Origin of the sequence: Roseovarius sp. SK2 (genome assembly GCF_028807495.1) — a bacterium.
Classification (GTDB): domain Bacteria; phylum Pseudomonadota; class Alphaproteobacteria; order Rhodobacterales; family Rhodobacteraceae; genus Roseovarius; species Roseovarius confluentis.
Genome location: NZ_JARAMK010000007.1, coordinates 93,505 through 108,128, shown reverse-complemented (window position 1 = coordinate 108,128; position 14,624 = coordinate 93,505). Strand labels below are relative to the sequence as shown.

Below are 14,624 nucleotides of genomic sequence, written 5' to 3'. Positions count from 1 at the left end.
CCGGCAAGGGGAGAGCGCCGGCGCCCGCTCACGCACGGGTTACTTGACACCCCCAACGACGAACCATAGCGCAGGCGGGCAAGCTTTTTACTTAACACTAGCAGATCCCCATGAACAATCTTTCCCCCGTGGACCAGTTCCTTTTCGGGCTCATGAACGCCAGCCTTCTCTTTACGTTGGTCTACTGGATACTGGGCTTCGACATTCAGTTCGCCACTGGCTTCGCCATCGAGGACGGCCCCGTCGAGTACGGCACTGCCGTCATGCTGTTCGTGTCGGCGCTGGAGCTGGCGTGGCAATCCGCGCGCCAGTTCCGGAAAGGCCAGGCGCTTGCCGGGGTCTGCCTGTCGATCTACGCGCTGATTTTCGTTTTCGGCACGGGCGAAGAGATATCCTGGGGTCAACGCATCCTGGGGCTGGAGACGCCCGACTCCCTCCGCGAGGTCAACTTCCAGGATGAGATCACGCTGCACAACATCGTGGTGGGCGGCAAGCAGCTGACCAAGACGGTGTTCGGCAGCGGGCTGACCATCGCGATCCTGCTCTACCTGCTGGCATTGCCGGCACTTTATGGCAAATCCCGCCTTGTCACGCGCATTGCGGACCGTCTGGCATGGCCGGTGCCGTCATGGCGTCACGGAATCATGGGCGTTATCGCCAGCGTGGTAATGCTGGTGGTCGAGATCCCCCGCCAATGGGAGGTGTACGAATTCGTCTTCAGCCTGCTGACCACGTCGATCTTTCTGGCGCCGGCCAACACCGCCAGGTTCGAACGGTCTGCCGCCACCTGAGCCGCAACTACGCGCCCGCCCTATACCGGGCCAGTGGAAATCAGGCCGCTGACTTGCTGCGCAATGCGCGCACTTCGCGGTCATGCGCCGCCAGCAGCCGCTTGGCCTTTTCACTCAATTCGGATTGCCCGTCGCGGGTCTGCACGATGGTGCGTACCATGTTTCTGCCTCTTGGTTTTCCGTCCTTTTCGAACCGTTGTGTCAAAAGGCATCGCACATCTTTGCGGGGAGAGTATGGCAAATTTTAGGAAATTGTTAACGGATACGGCACAAAGAAAAACGCCGCCGGGCGTTCCCGACGGCGCTCATTTTCTTGTCCCTCGAACGGCAGGCTTACGCGGTCAGCGCGCCTTTTGCCTGTTCCACGATGGCGCCGAATGCGGCGGGTTCGTGCACGGCCAGATCGGCCAGGACTTTGCGGTCCACTTCGACACCGGCCAGCGACAGGCCGTTGATGAAACGCGAATAGGTCAGCGATTCGTCATGGGCGCGCACGGCGGCGTTGATCCGCTGGATCCACAGCGCGCGGAAATTCCGCTTGCGGTTCTTGCGGTCGCGCGTCGCGTACTGGTTGGCCTTGTCCACGGCCTGCGCCGCCACCTTGAAGGTGTTCTTGCGGCGACCGTAATAGCCTTTCGCGGCTGTGGTGACTTTCTTGTGACGGGCGTGGGTGACTGTCCCACCTTTGACTCTTGCCATGTCTCAAACTCCTCAGCGTGCGTAAGGCATCATCGGCTTGATGATACCTTCATCAGCCTTGCAAAGCGTCGTGGTGCCACGCGCGTTGCGGATGAACTTGTTGGTGCGTTTGATCATGCCGTGGCGCTTGCCGGCCTGGCCAGCCACCACGCGGCCCTTGGCCGTCACCTTGAACCGCTTCTTGCAGCTCGATTTCGTCTTCATCTTGGGCATTTCCGGCTCCTCTTGATGGTCGGTCTTATGCGCGACTCGGCATGCCACTTCGGCCGGCCGCGCGAATGAGAGCGCCGTATAGGACGACAGCGTACATAAAGCAAGGGGCGTTTGCCGCCGGATCAGTCGTCAGGGACCCCTGCCGCATGACGGGCGCTTGCCAACCGTCACGGGCAGGGCTAGACCGGATTTTCCCAGCCTAGGGAGACGCCCCGTGTCCACCACTCTCCGGCTCGCCATCGGAAGCATTTTCGTCGGCGCGCTCGTCCTCGCGATCAAAACCCTTGCCTGGTGGCTGACAGGCTCCATCGCCCTTCTGTCCGACGCCCTGGAAAGCACCGTCAACGTGGCCACGGCCATCGCGGCGCTCATCGCCATTCGCGTCGCGGCGCGCCCGGCCGATTCCTCGCACCCTTACGGCCATCACAAGGCCGAGTTCTTCAGCGCCGTGCTCGAAGGCGTCATGATCATCATCGCCGCGCTGGTGATCCTGCGCGAAGCCTACCACGGCTTTCTCAACCCCGTGGCGCTGGACCTGCCGATCGAGGGGCTTCTGATCAACGGCGCCGCCACCATGATCAACGCGCTCTGGGCCTGGGTGCTGATCAGCCGCGGGCGCCTCAACCGCTCGCCGGCGCTGGTGGCCGATGGCAAGCACCTGCTGACCGACGTCGTCACCTCCGCCGGCGTCGCGCTCGGCGTCCTCATGGCCCTGGTCACGGGTTGGTGGGTGCTCGATCCGATCATGGCGGCCATCGTCGCGGTCAACATCCTGTGGTCCGGCTCCAAGGTGGTGCGCGAATCGCTCAGCGGCCTGATGGACGAGGCCGTCTCGCAGGAAACCCTGGACACCGTGCGCGAGATCATCGCGACCCAGGCCGGCGGCGCGGTCGAGGCCCACGACCTGCGCACCCGCCATGCCGGGCAGGCGACCTTCATCGACTTTCACCTCGTTGTGCCCGGAGAGACCACCGTCTTCGACGCGCACGAGATCTGCGACCGGGTCGAGGCCGCGCTGAAAGAGGCGGTCGAGGGTGCGCGGATCACGATCCATGTCGAACCCGAGCACAAGCAGAAGCATTCCGGCATCGTCGTTCTGGACTGACTGGGGCAGGCACGCCAGACGTGCCATTTGCGCGAAATCCCCGTTGCCCCTAACATCGCGGAACGGGAGGACAGGCACGCTGGACAAGAAAACCCATATCGACAAGGTCGTGAGCGCGGTCAATTCGCCCTCTGCCGCCGCGCGCTCGGCGCTGGCGGCCTCGTGGCACCGCTCGATGGAGCGGCACGGACTGGATCCCGCTGCCCCCGCGCAGGGCCAGCGCGTCGATCACAGCGTCGTGGACGAAAGCCGCGCACGGCTCGACCGCTTCATGACCATCGCCGCCCCCAAGCTCGATCAGCTCTTCGGCCTTGTCGGCCTTTCCGGCTGCGGCGTGCTCCTGACCGATGAAAGCGGCATCATCCTCGACCAGCGCTGTTCCGACGGCGACCGTACGACCTTCGAGGACTGGGGCCTGACCGTCGGCGCCGACTGGAGCGAGGCCGCCGAGGGCACCAACGGGATCGGCACCTGCCTGACCGAGAAGCGCCGCATCACCATACACCGCGACGATCACTTCCTTGCCCGCAACATCGGCATGAGCTGCATGGACGCGCCGATCTTCGGCCCCGACGGCGGACTTCTGGCCGCGCTCGATGTCTCCTCGGCGCGCGTCGACCAGACCGAGGCCTATAACCGTTTGATCGCCGCCATGGTCGACCAGACTGCCCACGCGATCGAGGCGGATTTCTTCCGCGCCTCCTATCCCAAGGCCCGCATCGTCGTCGCCGATTCGGCCGACGGCGGGGCGGCGACCCTCTTGGCCGTGGATGGCGACGACATCGTGGTGGGTGCCACCCGCGAGGCCCGCAAGGCGCTTGGCCTCTCGCCCAGCGGCACCTTCACGCCGCGTCCGGCATCGGACATCTTCGGGTGCGAGGACGGCCCCCGCGGCTTCGAGAAGGCCGAGCGCGCCGCCGTCGTCCGCGCCCTGACCCGTGCCAATGGCAACGTGTCCGAGGCCGCCCGCGCTCTGGGAATAGGCCGCGCCACCCTCTATCGCCGCATGAAACGGCTGGGTCTGGACGACACCTGACCGCACCTGTCTCAGTTCTGAGACACAAGCGCCCTATCACCGTTTGACCCCCTCCTGACGAATCGCCTCGCGCACGGCACCCCTGTCCTCACGACTTCGGGCGGAGGACCCGAGGCGACCAGGAGGAACCAACATGAACGAACTCACGCAACTCTCGGCGGAATTCCAATCGCCGTTCAAATCCCGCTACGACAACTTCATCGGCGGCAAATTCACCCCACCCGTGAACGGCAAGTATTTCGACAACGTGACCCCGATCACCGGCCAGGCGGTCTGTGAAATCGCCCGGTCCGACGCCGCCGACGTGGACCTGGCGCTCGACGCCGCCCATGCCGCGAAAGACGCCTGGGGCCGCACTTCGGCCACCGAACGCGCCAACATCCTGCTCAAGGTCGCCGATCGGATCGAGGAAAACCTCGACCTGATCGCCGTGGCCGAGACTTGGGACAACGGCAAGCCGATCCGCGAGACCGTCAATGCCGACATCCCGCTCGCCGTCGACCACTTCCGCTATTTCGCCAGCGTCCTGCGTGGGCAGGAAGGCGCGATGTCCGAGATCGACGCCGACACCGTCGCCTATCACTATCACGAGCCGCTGGGCGTCGTGGGCCAGATCATCCCGTGGAACTTCTCGGTTCTTATGGCGGCATGGAAGCTCGCCCCGGCGCTGGCTGCCGGCAACTGCATCGTCCTGAAACCGGCGGAACAGACCCCCGCCGCGATCATGGTGCTGATGGAGGTCATCGCCGATCTTCTGCCCGATGGCGTGCTGAACATCGTCAACGGCTACGGCGCCGAGGTGGGCGCGGCGCTCGCGAAATCCAACCGCATCGCCAAGATCGCCTTCACCGGCTCCACCCAGACCGGCCGCACGATCATGCAATACGCGACCGAGAACCTCATCCCGGTCACGCTGGAACTGGGCGGCAAGTCCCCCAATATCTTCTTCTCCGATGTCATGGCCAAGGACGACGCCTTTCTCGACAAGGCAATCGAGGGCTTCGTGCTCTTCGCCTTCAACCAGGGCGAGGTCTGCACCTGCCCCAGCCGCGCCCTGATCCAGGAAGACATCTATGAAGAGTTCATCGCCCGCGCCATCGAACGGGTGAAAGCCATCAAGCAGGGCGATCCTCGCCTGATGGACACGATGGTCGGCGCCCAGGCCAGCCGCGAACAACAGGACAAGATCCTCAGCTACCTTCAAATCGGTGTCGAGGAAGGCGCCGAGGTGCTCGCCGGCGGTGCGGCGGCGCAGATGGACGGCGAACTGTCCGAAGGCTACTACATCCAGCCGACCATCCTGAAGGGCCACAACAAGATGCGCGTCTTCCAGGAAGAGATCTTCGGCCCGGTCGTCTCTGTCACAACCTTCAAGGACGAGGCCGAGGCGCTGGCGCTGGCCAATGACACCATCTACGGTCTTGGCGCCGGTGTCTGGTCGCGCGACGCGAACACCTGCTACCGTTTCGGGCGCGGCATCCAGGCCGGGCGCGTCTGGGTCAACAACTACCACGCCTACCCGGCCCACGCGGCCTTTGGCGGCTACAAGCAATCCGGCATCGGGCGCGAGAACCACAAGATGATGCTCGACCACTACCAGCAAACCAAGAACATGCTGGTCAGCTACAACCCCAACAAGCTGGGTTTCTTTTAGGGCAGGGTTCGGGGCGGCACAGCGTGTCGCCCCTTGTTCCATGTCAGGTCAGGTACCGCGCCACCACCTGGACAAAGACGTTGGGGATCTCGTTGATTTCGTATCCGCCCGGCTTGTTCCCAACCGCCCAGAACACCATCAGCCCCGACGAGATGATCGTAATCGCCGCAACCCGCGGCGCATGCCCGTCAGACAGTGCCGACAGGATCGACGGGATTGAAAAAACGCCCAGAACCAGGCCGATGATGAAAATAAGATCGGGATCCATTTCAAAGATCCTCCATGAACTGCTCTGCGCAATAGTATAGCGCAGTTCAGTCCTGGTCGGTCGAAGAAAGTTCCTTTTGGTTACAAGGCGCTACCCGCAGGATATTGGTGGTCCCCGGCACGTTGAACGGCACGCCCGCAGTCACGATCACAAGGTCGTCCTCGGTGGCATAGCCTTGTTTCAGCGCCGCGCGCGTGGCGTTCTGCACCGCCATCTTGAACCGCGTCAGTTCGGGCGTCATCACGCAATCCGTCCCCCAGTTCAGGGTTAGGCGCCGCGCGGTTTCGCGCACGTTCGTCATCGCGATGATCGGCACGCGCGGCCGCTCCCGCGCGGTCAACAGCGCGGTTGTCCCGCTTTGCGTGTAACAACAGATCGCCGCGACCTGCGTTGTCTCCGCAATTTCCCGCGCGGCGGCGACGATGCCATCGGCCACCGTGGTCCGGTCCGCCTTGCGCGAGGCTTCGATGATCTCGGTATAGGTCGGGTCGTCCTCGACCTCTTGTGCCACGTTGTCCATCGTCTGCACTGCCTCTACGGGATAGTCGCCCGCCGCCGATTCCGCCGACAGCATGATCGCGTCCGCCCCTTCGTAGATCGCGGTCGCCACGTCGCTGACCTCGGCCCGCGTCGGCATCGGGCTTGCGATCATCGATTCCAGCATCTGCGTGGCGATGATCACCGGCTTGGCCGCGGCCCGGCACTTGCGCACCATGCGCTTTTGCAACGGCGGCACGTTCTGCACGGGCAGTTCCACGCCCAGATCGCCCCGCGCCACCATGATGCCGTCCACCTCGTCCAGGATCTCGTCGAAATCGGTCACCGCAGAGGGTTTTTCCACCTTCACCATGATCGCCGCCCGTCCGCGCACCAGCGCGCTGGCCTCGATCACGTCCCGTGCCCGTTGCACGAAACTCAGCGCCAGCCAGTCCACCCCCAGCTCGCAGGCGAATTCCAGGTCGTCGCGGTCTTTCTCTGTCAGCGCCGCCAGCGGCAGCACCACGTCCGGCACGTTCACACCCTTGCGGTCGGAAATCGTGCCGCCGGTAATCACCTCGGTTTCGGCAAAGTCAGTGCCGCATTTCGTCACCTTCAGGCGAATCTTGCCATCGTTCACCAACAGCCGCGCACCGGGCTTCAGCGCCTGGAAAATCTCGGGATGCGGCAGGTTCACCCGGTCGATCGTCCCTTTCGCCTCGTCCAGGTCCAGCCGGAAAGACGCGCCTTCCTCAAGCTCTTCCGACCCGTTCTCGAACGGCCCCACGCGCAGCTTCGGCCCCTGAAGGTCGGCCAGGATTGCGATCGGGCTGTCCATCTCCTCTTCGACACGGCGGATGATCTCGTGCTTGGCGCGAATATCGTCCTGCGTGCCGTGGCTCATGTTCAGCCGGAACACGTCCGCCCCCGCTTCGTGCAGCGCGCGGATGGTTTCATAGGTCTCCGATGCCGGGCCCAGGGTGGCCACGATCTTCACGTTGCGATGGCGTCTCATGTCTGTCCTTACCTTTATGTTCAGCTTGCGTTAGCGCTAAACTTACAGAGGGTTTATTACCCAATTCCCATTTCCTGACAACTGACATAAAAGTGGTGGTCAAGAGATGACATCACCATGACATATCGACCGTTTTTTACAGAAGGGGCAAATCGTCCCTCCCGCTGGCTCGTGACCTGCGATCATGCCGCCAACACCGTTCCGCCCTTCGTGAACGGCGGCTCGCTCGGGCTCGATCCGGCGGACATGGCGCGCCATATCGCCTATGATCCGGGCGCCGCCGGGGTTGCGCGTGCGTTGGCCCGTGCGCTCGGCGCACCGTGCATCATGACCAACTTCTCCCGGCTCGTGATCGACCCCAACCGGGGCGAGGATGACCCGACCCTCGTGATGAAACTCTATGACGGGACCATCATTCCCGCCAACCGCCATGTCGGCCCGGCCGATATCGAACAGCGGCTAAACGCCTTGTATAGACCCTATCACAGCGAATTGGCCCGCATGGCGGCACGGCAGGACGACACGATCATCGTCTCGATCCACTCCTTCACCCGCCAGCTTCAGGGCCGCCCGCCGCGGCCCTGGCACATCGGCGTGCTCTATGCCACGGACGAGCGCCTGACCCGTCCGCTGATCAACCGAATGGCGCAAGAAACAGACATCTGCGTAGGCGAGAACGAGCCCTATGGCGGCCACCTGCCCGGCGACGCCATCGCCCGTCACGGCATCGCCTATCAGCGTCTCAATGCCCTGATAGAACTGCGCAACGACCTCATCATCAGCGAAGACCAGCAAACCGCCTGGGCCAATCGCCTTGCTCCCATGCTGATTGAAGCGGCTGGTCATGCCGGTGCCGAATTAGAGACTGTATCACCTCAACCGGGCTGATTCACTTCAACCGCCCTCACGCTCATCCCTCACGTCAGGAGACGCCCCGTGCCGCACATCATCATCGAACATTCCGGCGGATTGGAAGACAGCCACGACCTTCAAGCGCTTTGCGGCGACCTTTGGGAAAAATTCGCGGGTCACCATAGCGTCAGCGCACCCGACACCGTGCGCACCCGCACCATCGCCGCCACCGCCTCGCGCATCGGGGTCGAGCCACAAACCTTCGCCCACGCCACGCTCCTCCTCCTGCCCGGCCGCAGTGACGCTGTCCGTGCCGAACTGGCGCAACTGACGCTCGACACGCTTCAGGCCCACCTGCCGGACGTCGGCAGCCTGACCGTCCGGTTGGATGATATCCAACAGCCCTATATGAAGCGTATGCTCTGACTCAAAAAGGAGACCCCGGAAATGGACGATCAAACCCGCATCGAACTTGAGGCCGCCGCGTTCCGCACCCTGCGTGAACACCTGATGGAAAAACGCACCGACGTGCAGAACATCGACATGATGAACCTCGCCGGCTTCTGCCGCAATTGCCTCAGCCGCTGGTACCAGGAAGCCGCGAACGAGCGCGGCATCGACATGACCAAGGACGAGGCGCGCGAAATCTTCTACGGTATGACGATGGACGAGTGGAAAGCCAACTATCAGACCGACGCCTCGGACGACAAGAAAGCGGCGTTCGACAAGTCCTTTGCCGAAAACGTGGGCTCCAAGACCTGAGGTCATGAGGCCCGCCCGCGAGATGCTGTCGCACTTCAACAACGCCGGCGCGGGCCATATCGGCCTCACCCATGTCCCCACGAAGAGCGGTCTTGTCTGCGGGCCAGATCGACCCCGGTGCCAAGCGCTTCGAAGGACGGGAACGCTGCTTCATCGGTCAGATCGGCCCCAGAGCACCGGACGGTCGGTCAACGAACGCGATTTGCGGATTATACCGTCGCGATACCACCCAGATACCGACGCGATACCGACGTGGGTTTCCAGCGTTAACCTTCGATTCGCTCAGACCGCGACTTTCCGGCTTTCCTCGATGTAGATTTCCCGCAACCGCGTCGCCACCGTGCCGGGCGTCCCGTCGCCAAGGGCCACACCGTCGACTTCCACCACCGGCATGACGAAGGCACTGGCCGAGGTGACGAACGCCTCGTCGGCCGCCTTGGCCTCGTCGACGCTGAAATTCCGTTCCTCCACCTGCATTTGCGCCTCTTCGGCAAAGCGCAGCACGGCGGCCCGGGTGATCCCGTGCAGGATGTCGTTCGACAGCGCGCGGGTGATGATCTTGCCGTCCTTGACGATATAGGCGTTGTTCGAGGTGCCCTCGGTCACGAACCCGTCCTGCACCATCCACGCGTCATCGCAACCGGCTTTCTTGGCCATCATCTTGCCCATCGACGGGTACAGAAGCTGCGTCGTCTTGATGTCCCGACGGCCCCAGCGCATGTCCTCTACAGTGATGATCTTGATACCTTTTTTCGCCACGGGGTTATCCGCCAGACCGGGCTTCGACTGGGTGAACAGAACCACGGTCGGCGGCGTGTCGGGATCGGGATAGGCAAAGTCCCGGTCGCGAGGCGCACCCCGCGTGATCTGCAGGTAGACAAGACCGTCATCGATCTCGTTCACCCGCACCAGCTCGCGGTGGATGTCCAGCAGATCATCCAGCACCGCCGGGTGCGGCATGTCCAGCTCGTCCAGCGACCGTTGTAGACGGCGATTATGACCCTCGAAATCGATCAGCTTGCCGCCCAGCACGCTGGTCACCTCGTACACCCCGTCCCCCATCAGGAACGCCCGGTCGAAAATCGAGATTTTCGCTTCGTTCTCGGGCAGGTAATCGCCATTCACATACACGGTCCGCATCGTCATCCCCATAGCTTTGCGGTGGGCGGATGCACCCCGGCCGCGTCGAAAATCAAAGGTTCGTCCCGGTCTTCGGCCAACAGAAGCGGGCCGTCAAGGTCGGTCACCGTCGCACCCTGCGCCACCAGCACCGCGGGCGCCATCGCAAGGCTCGACCCGATCATGCAGCCCACCATCACGTCATACCCTTCGGCCAGCGCCGCCTCGCGCAGCGCCAGCGCCTCAGTCAGCCCACCGGTCTTGTCCAGCTTGATGTTCACCATGTCGTATTTGCCCCTCAGCCTGGGCAGGCTAGCGCGGTCGTGACAGCTCTCATCCGCGCAGACCGGCACAGGCCGCTCCACGCCCAGCAACGCGTCGTCTTCCCCCGCCGGCAAAGGCTGTTCCACCAGCGCCACGCCCAACCGCACAAGGTGTGGGGCAAGGTCGGCATAGACTTCGGCACTCCAGCCCTCGTTGGCATCCACGATGATTTTCGCATCGGGCGCGCCGGCACGTACGGCCTCCAGCCGCGGCATGTCATCGGGCGTACCCAACTTGATCTTCAGAAGGGGCCGATGCGCGTTCTTCGCCGCCTGCTCCCGCATCTTTTCGGGGGCATCCAACGATAGCGTATAGGCCGTGATCTCAGGCCCCGGCGCGGGCAATCCGGCCACGTCCCACACCCGCTTTCCGGCCTGTTTCGCCTGCAAATCCCACAGCGCGCAATCCACCGCGTTCCGCGCCGCACCCGCCGGTAACAGTTCGTAAAGCTTTTCGCGGGAAACTTCCTCGGGCAGGCTCTCGATTTGCGCCGTCACGCTGTCCAGCGTCTCATCATACCGCGCATAGGGCACGCATTCGCCCCACCCGGTGATGCCGCCTTCGGTCACGCGCACGGTCAGGACCTTTGCCTCGGTGCGCGAGCCCCGGCTGATGGTGAACACCTGCGCCAGTTTGAACACATCGCGCGTCACGGAAATCTGCATCAAAAACGGCCCCTTCTCCTGGCCAGAAATATCCCCGCCGGAGGCATCCATCACACGCAACCGGCATCAGCGGTTGGATCAGAAAGCCTCCAGCGCGTCCACCAGCTTGGCCGATCCAAAGCGATACGGGTCCGTCGCGGGCAGCCCCATCTCGTCCTCGACCTTTGCGAGGTAAGCCTTCGCGTCGTCCTCGCTCATGTGCTGGGTGTTCACCGAAACACCGACGACGCGACAGTCCGCATTCGCAATCTGTGCCAGCGGCAACGCGGTGTCCCGCAGCGTCTGAAGGCTGGGCAGGCTATAATCCGGCAGACCGCGCATGTGCGTGCGCGTCGGCTCGTGGCACAGAATCAGCGCATCGGGCTGGCCGCCATGGATCAGCGCCATGGTCACCCCGGAATAGGACACGTGAAACAGGCTGCCCTGCCCCTCGATCAGATCCCAGTGATCGTCGTCATTGTCCGGCGTCAGGTACTCGACCGACCCGGCCATGAAATCGGCGATCACAGCATCCAGTGGCACGCCGTCGCCCGTAATCAGGATACCCGTCTGTCCCGTGGCGCGAAACGCGGCCTTCATGCCGCGTTCATGCATGTCCCGCTCCATCGCCATCGCCGTGTACATCTTGCCGACCGAACAATCGGTGCCGACCGCAAGGCAACGCTTGCCGCTGCGTTTCTTGCCATCCGCGATCGGATAGCGCACCGACGGCACGCGCACGTCATGCAGCGTGCGGCCATGCTTCTGTGCCGCTGCCACAAGGTCCGCCTCGTGCTTCAGCAGGTTGTGCAGGCCCGACGCGATGTCATAGCCCATTGCAAGCGCCTCCAGCAGCACTTCCTTCCATTTGTCCGATATCACGCCACCGCGGTTCGCCACACCGATCACCAACGTCTTGGCGCCCGCTTCCCGCGCCTCGGCCAGCGACATGTCCGTAAGGCCTAGGTCAGCCCCGCATCCCGGCAACCGGATCTGACCCGTCGCGTATTCCGGTCGCCAGTCCCGAATGCCAATAGCGACCTTGGCCGCCAGCATGTCAGGCGCATCGCCGAGAAAAAGCAGGTACGGGGTCTCGATCATCTCGCAGTCCTTTCCGGAATCAGGTTTGCACAATGGTGCGATGAATCCCGTTGTATTTGGTACCAATTTGGCCGCCGATGACCGTAGCGCGACAAGATTTCTTGTCATCTTGCGAATTTTTCAGCAGATTCTTGCGTCCCGGGGTCGGATGCATCTACCCGCCCCTCCAACTCATCCGACAAGGTCTCGGCCTGCAGCAGCCCGGGTTGCGGCACGCCGAGAACGCCCATCGCCTGGACGGAGCCGGTTTCTTCTGGCGGCTCGGACGAAACCCGCCGGGCAATGGCGATTCCAGCCACCACGACGCTTGTCGTGAAGATGAACAATTGCAGGCCCCGCCCATCCATCATGGAAATCAGGTTCGGCCCCAGCAACATGCCGCCGAACTGTCCCAGTTGCAGCAGGAACGCCATCGTTCCGCTTGCCGCCACGATCTGTCCGGGGCTCAGGTGGTCATTGGCATGCGCCGCCAGCACGGAATACACCGGCAAGGACACCGCCGCGATGACCGAAAAGCCCAGAACGATCCGCGACGGCGCCGTATCCACCGCCATCCAGAGCGCCGCAGCCGCGGTGATCAGGGCCAGCCCCATGACGACGAACCGCCGGTCCACGTGGTCCGCAATCCAGCCAACGGGATATTGCACCACCGCCGCCACGATCATCGCGACCACTAGCGCGCCCGAGGCCTGCGCCTCGGAAAACCCGCTGCGCAGGGCATAAAGCGGCAAGGCGATGAACCACGAAACCACCCCCGCGCCCATGATCACGATCCCCAGCACGGCCATCGGCGACACGCGGTAGAGCCTGGCGACCGGCATCCGTTCCGGAGCGGTATAATCCGGGGCCCGATTATTGGACAAAAGCAGCGGCACGAACCCCACCGACAGCAGGATCGAGGCAAGCCCGAAGAGCATGTTTCCCGTCGGGTCCGGCAAGCCCACCATCGCTGTCCCCAGCGCCGGCCCGGCCGTCTGGATAATGAAATAAACCGAAAGTATCTGCGCCCGAAGACGGTTTTCGGCCTTGGCGTTCAGCCAGCTTTCGGTGATCACGTAGAGGCCCGGAAAACAGAACCCCGCCAACAGGCGCATAACGCTCCAGCTGATGGGATCGCTGGTCAGAAGATGCGCGATCGCGGCCACCGACACCATCGAAGCCAGCGCCGAGAAGACGCGGATATGCCCCACTTTCTCGATCAGTCGCGGCGTGATGACCGTACCGGCCAACGCCCCAAGTGGATAGCATGCCTGCATCATCGCGATGGAAAAGTCCGAAAACCCGATCCCCGCGCCGCGAATCGTCAGCAACGTCACCAGCAGCCCGTTGGCCACCATCAGCATCGTCATGCCCAGGAACAGGGCCCAGTTTTCCAGCAAGGCGCGTCTCATGCAGCCATGCTAATCGGTGAGCGATGCCGCGACCGCGCGTTTGCGACGCGAGAAGGTCGTTGTCATCTGCTTGCCAATGCCCGCGCAATTTTATAGCTGGTCTGCGACGTGGTTTCGCAACAATCTGACCAAAGGATCACAATATGAGTTTCCGCCCGCAACCTCCCGCACCCGCGCGCCCCAACCGCTGCCAACTCTTCGGCCCGGCCTCCAACCCCAGCCTGTTCGAGAAGATGGCCGCGTCGAAGGCCGACGTCATCAACCTCGACCTCGAAGATGCCGTGGCGCCATCGGACAAGGACCAGGCCCGCAAGAACGCCATCGAGGCCATCAACGACATCGACTGGGGCAAGAAGACCCTTAGCGTGCGCATCAACGGCCTTGATACCCAGTATTGGTACAAAGACGTCGTCGATCTGCTGGAGCAGACCAATGGCCGGCTGGACATGATCATGATCCCCAAGGCGGGATCGGGCGATGATATCTACGCCGTCGACGCGCTGGTCAGCTCGATCGAGATGGCCATGGGCCACAAGAAGCGTATCGCCTTCGAATGCATCATCGAAACCGCGATGGGCATCTGCCATGTCGAGGATATCGCGCAAGGCAGCCCCCGGATGGAGGCGATGAGCCTCGGCGCCGCCGACTTCGCCGCCTACATGGGCATGCAGACCACCGGCATCGGCGGCACGCAGGAAAATTACTACATGCACCGCAAAGGCGAGAACTACTGGGTCGACCCGTGGCATTGGGCGACCGCCAAGATCGTCGCCTGCTGCCGCACCCATGGCCTTCTGCCGGTCGATGGCCCGTTCGGCGACTTCTCCGACCCCGAAGGCTTCCGCGCGCAGGCATTGCGTGTGCTGACGCAAGGTATGGTCGGGAAATGGGCGATCCACCCCAGCCAGGTCGAGGCGTGCAACGAGATCTTCACCCCGACCGAGGAAGCCGTCACCGAAGCGCGCGAGATCCTTGAGGCAATGGAAGAAGCCAAGAAGAAGGGGCTAGGCGCGACCACCTACAAGGGTCGCCTGATCGACATCGCCTCGATCAAGCAGGCCGAGGTCATCGTCAAATCGGCAGAAATGATCGAAGACTGACCTGCTATCGCGCTGGACAGGACGGCCCCCGGAATTTCGTGGGCCGTTTTATTTTGAAGATCCCGCTTTCTGA

General features: G+C 63.0%; 16 protein-coding genes. 8 read left to right on the top strand and 8 right to left on the bottom strand.

The genetic code is table 11. The features are described from left to right. Positions 1-110: 110 nt before the first annotated feature. Complete coding sequence (locus PVV74_RS14215) at positions 111-791, top strand: hypothetical protein (RefSeq protein ID WP_274593656.1); 681 nt, start codon at positions 111-113, stop codon at positions 789-791. A gap of 333 nt (positions 792-1,124) precedes the next feature. Here the strand turns inward: PVV74_RS14215 and rplT are convergent, their stop codons facing one another. Further along, a complete protein-coding gene (rplT, locus tag PVV74_RS14210; RefSeq protein WP_103763595.1) occupies positions 1,125-1,490 on the bottom strand; it encodes a 50S ribosomal protein L20 in 366 nt (121 codons plus the stop codon). A gap of 12 nt (positions 1,491-1,502) precedes the next feature. Then, the gene (gene rpmI / locus PVV74_RS14205) at positions 1,503-1,703 is read right to left on the bottom strand and encodes a 50S ribosomal protein L35 (RefSeq protein WP_103763596.1); all 201 of its coding nucleotides are present in this window, start codon (positions 1,701-1,703) and stop codon (positions 1,503-1,505) included. 214 nt (positions 1,704-1,917) lie between these two features. Here rpmI and PVV74_RS14200 point away from each other — a divergent pair, with 214 nt between their 5' ends. The 3 genes from PVV74_RS14200 to adh all read left to right on the top strand — a co-directional run bounded on the left by PVV74_RS14200 (position 1,918) and on the right by adh (position 5,498). Continuing rightward, entirely contained in the window at positions 1,918-2,808 is an 891-nt protein-coding gene (locus tag PVV74_RS14200) for a cation diffusion facilitator family transporter (RefSeq protein ID WP_103763597.1), read from the top strand. A gap of 43 nt (positions 2,809-2,851) precedes the next feature. Next, positions 2,852-3,844 (top strand): GAF domain-containing protein, encoded by a 993-nt coding sequence (locus tag PVV74_RS14195; RefSeq protein WP_274593655.1) that lies wholly within the window; start codon positions 2,852-2,854, stop codon positions 3,842-3,844. Between the two features lie 133 nt (positions 3,845-3,977). Then, the gene (gene adh, locus PVV74_RS14190; protein ID WP_103763598.1) at positions 3,978-5,498 is read left to right on the top strand and encodes an aldehyde dehydrogenase; all 1,521 of its coding nucleotides are present in this window, start codon (positions 3,978-3,980) and stop codon (positions 5,496-5,498) included. Positions 5,499-5,541: 43 nt separating this feature from the next. Here the strand turns inward: adh and PVV74_RS14185 are convergent, their stop codons facing one another. Together PVV74_RS14185 and pyk are read right to left on the bottom strand one after the other, a co-directional pair. Continuing rightward, positions 5,542-5,766: a hypothetical protein gene (locus tag PVV74_RS14185; RefSeq protein WP_274593654.1), complete on the bottom strand. Its 225-nt coding sequence runs from the start codon at positions 5,764-5,766 to the stop codon at positions 5,542-5,544. 46 nt (positions 5,767-5,812) lie between these two features. Next, positions 5,813-7,258: a pyruvate kinase gene (pyk, locus tag PVV74_RS14180; RefSeq protein WP_103763600.1), complete on the bottom strand. Its 1,446-nt coding sequence runs from the start codon at positions 7,256-7,258 to the stop codon at positions 5,813-5,815. 117 nt (positions 7,259-7,375) lie between these two features. On the opposite strand from pyk, the gene PVV74_RS14175 reads away from it, so the two are divergent. From PVV74_RS14175 to PVV74_RS14165, 3 genes are read left to right on the top strand one after another with little or no spacing between them, the layout of a single operon-like run. Then, the gene (locus PVV74_RS14175) at positions 7,376-8,146 is read left to right on the top strand and encodes an N-formylglutamate amidohydrolase (RefSeq protein WP_274593653.1); all 771 of its coding nucleotides are present in this window, start codon (positions 7,376-7,378) and stop codon (positions 8,144-8,146) included. Positions 8,147-8,194: 48 nt separating this feature from the next. Continuing rightward, positions 8,195-8,536, top strand: a complete 342-nt coding sequence (locus PVV74_RS14170) for a 5-carboxymethyl-2-hydroxymuconate isomerase (protein ID WP_103763602.1) — start codon at positions 8,195-8,197, stop codon at positions 8,534-8,536. A gap of 21 nt (positions 8,537-8,557) precedes the next feature. Beyond that, complete coding sequence (locus PVV74_RS14165) at positions 8,558-8,872, top strand: DUF1244 domain-containing protein (RefSeq protein ID WP_103763603.1); 315 nt, start codon at positions 8,558-8,560, stop codon at positions 8,870-8,872. Positions 8,873-9,154: 282 nt separating this feature from the next. Here the strand turns inward: PVV74_RS14165 and PVV74_RS14160 are convergent, their stop codons facing one another. The 4 genes from PVV74_RS14160 to PVV74_RS14145 form a co-directional block, all read right to left on the bottom strand. Next, positions 9,155-10,018, bottom strand: a complete 864-nt coding sequence (locus PVV74_RS14160) for a D-amino-acid transaminase (protein WP_274593652.1) — start codon at positions 10,016-10,018, stop codon at positions 9,155-9,157. After that, positions 10,015-10,980: an N-acetyl-D-Glu racemase DgcA gene (dgcA, locus tag PVV74_RS14155; protein ID WP_274593651.1), complete on the bottom strand. Its 966-nt coding sequence runs from the start codon at positions 10,978-10,980 to the stop codon at positions 10,015-10,017. The genes PVV74_RS14160 and dgcA overlap by 4 nt, the downstream gene beginning before the upstream one ends. 78 nt (positions 10,981-11,058) lie before the next feature. Further along, the gene (dgcN, locus tag PVV74_RS14150) at positions 11,059-12,060 is read right to left on the bottom strand and encodes an N-acetyltransferase DgcN (RefSeq protein WP_274593650.1); all 1,002 of its coding nucleotides are present in this window, start codon (positions 12,058-12,060) and stop codon (positions 11,059-11,061) included. A gap of 104 nt (positions 12,061-12,164) precedes the next feature. Next, entirely contained in the window at positions 12,165-13,451 is a 1,287-nt protein-coding gene (locus PVV74_RS14145; protein WP_274593649.1) for an MFS transporter, read from the bottom strand. 143 nt (positions 13,452-13,594) lie between these two features. On the opposite strand from PVV74_RS14145, the gene PVV74_RS14140 reads away from it, so the two are divergent. Next, positions 13,595-14,551 (top strand): HpcH/HpaI aldolase/citrate lyase family protein, encoded by a 957-nt coding sequence (locus tag PVV74_RS14140; protein WP_103763608.1) that lies wholly within the window; start codon positions 13,595-13,597, stop codon positions 14,549-14,551. The last annotated feature ends 73 nt before the right edge of the window (positions 14,552-14,624 follow it).

Excerpts from the sequence above, each read along its gene's own strand:
- PVV74_RS14160 (WP_274593652.1), bottom strand. The coding sequence starts at position 10,018 with ATGACGATGCGGACCGTGTATGTGAATGGCGATTACCTGCCCGAGAAC.
- PVV74_RS14165 (WP_103763603.1), top strand. The coding sequence starts at position 8,558 with ATGGACGATCAAACCCGCATCGAACTTGAGGCCGCCGCGTTCCGCACC.
- PVV74_RS14145 (WP_274593649.1), bottom strand. The coding sequence starts at position 13,451 with ATGAGACGCGCCTTGCTGGAAAACTGGGCCCTGTTCCTGGGCATGACG.
- dgcA (WP_274593651.1), bottom strand. The coding sequence starts at position 10,980 with ATGCAGATTTCCGTGACGCGCGATGTGTTCAAACTGGCGCAGGTGTTC.
- rpmI (WP_103763596.1), bottom strand. The coding sequence starts at position 1,703 with ATGCCCAAGATGAAGACGAAATCGAGCTGCAAGAAGCGGTTCAAGGTG.
- PVV74_RS14175 (WP_274593653.1), top strand. The coding sequence starts at position 7,376 with ATGACATATCGACCGTTTTTTACAGAAGGGGCAAATCGTCCCTCCCGC.
- PVV74_RS14185 (WP_274593654.1), bottom strand. The coding sequence starts at position 5,766 with ATGGATCCCGATCTTATTTTCATCATCGGCCTGGTTCTGGGCGTTTTT.
- rplT (WP_103763595.1), bottom strand. The coding sequence starts at position 1,490 with ATGGCAAGAGTCAAAGGTGGGACAGTCACCCACGCCCGTCACAAGAAA.
- adh (WP_103763598.1), top strand. The coding sequence starts at position 3,978 with ATGAACGAACTCACGCAACTCTCGGCGGAATTCCAATCGCCGTTCAAA.
- dgcN (WP_274593650.1), bottom strand. The coding sequence starts at position 12,060 with ATGATCGAGACCCCGTACCTGCTTTTTCTCGGCGATGCGCCTGACATG.
- pyk (WP_103763600.1), bottom strand. The coding sequence starts at position 7,258 with ATGAGACGCCATCGCAACGTGAAGATCGTGGCCACCCTGGGCCCGGCA.
- PVV74_RS14215 (WP_274593656.1), top strand. The coding sequence starts at position 111 with ATGAACAATCTTTCCCCCGTGGACCAGTTCCTTTTCGGGCTCATGAAC.
- PVV74_RS14140 (WP_103763608.1), top strand. The coding sequence starts at position 13,595 with ATGAGTTTCCGCCCGCAACCTCCCGCACCCGCGCGCCCCAACCGCTGC.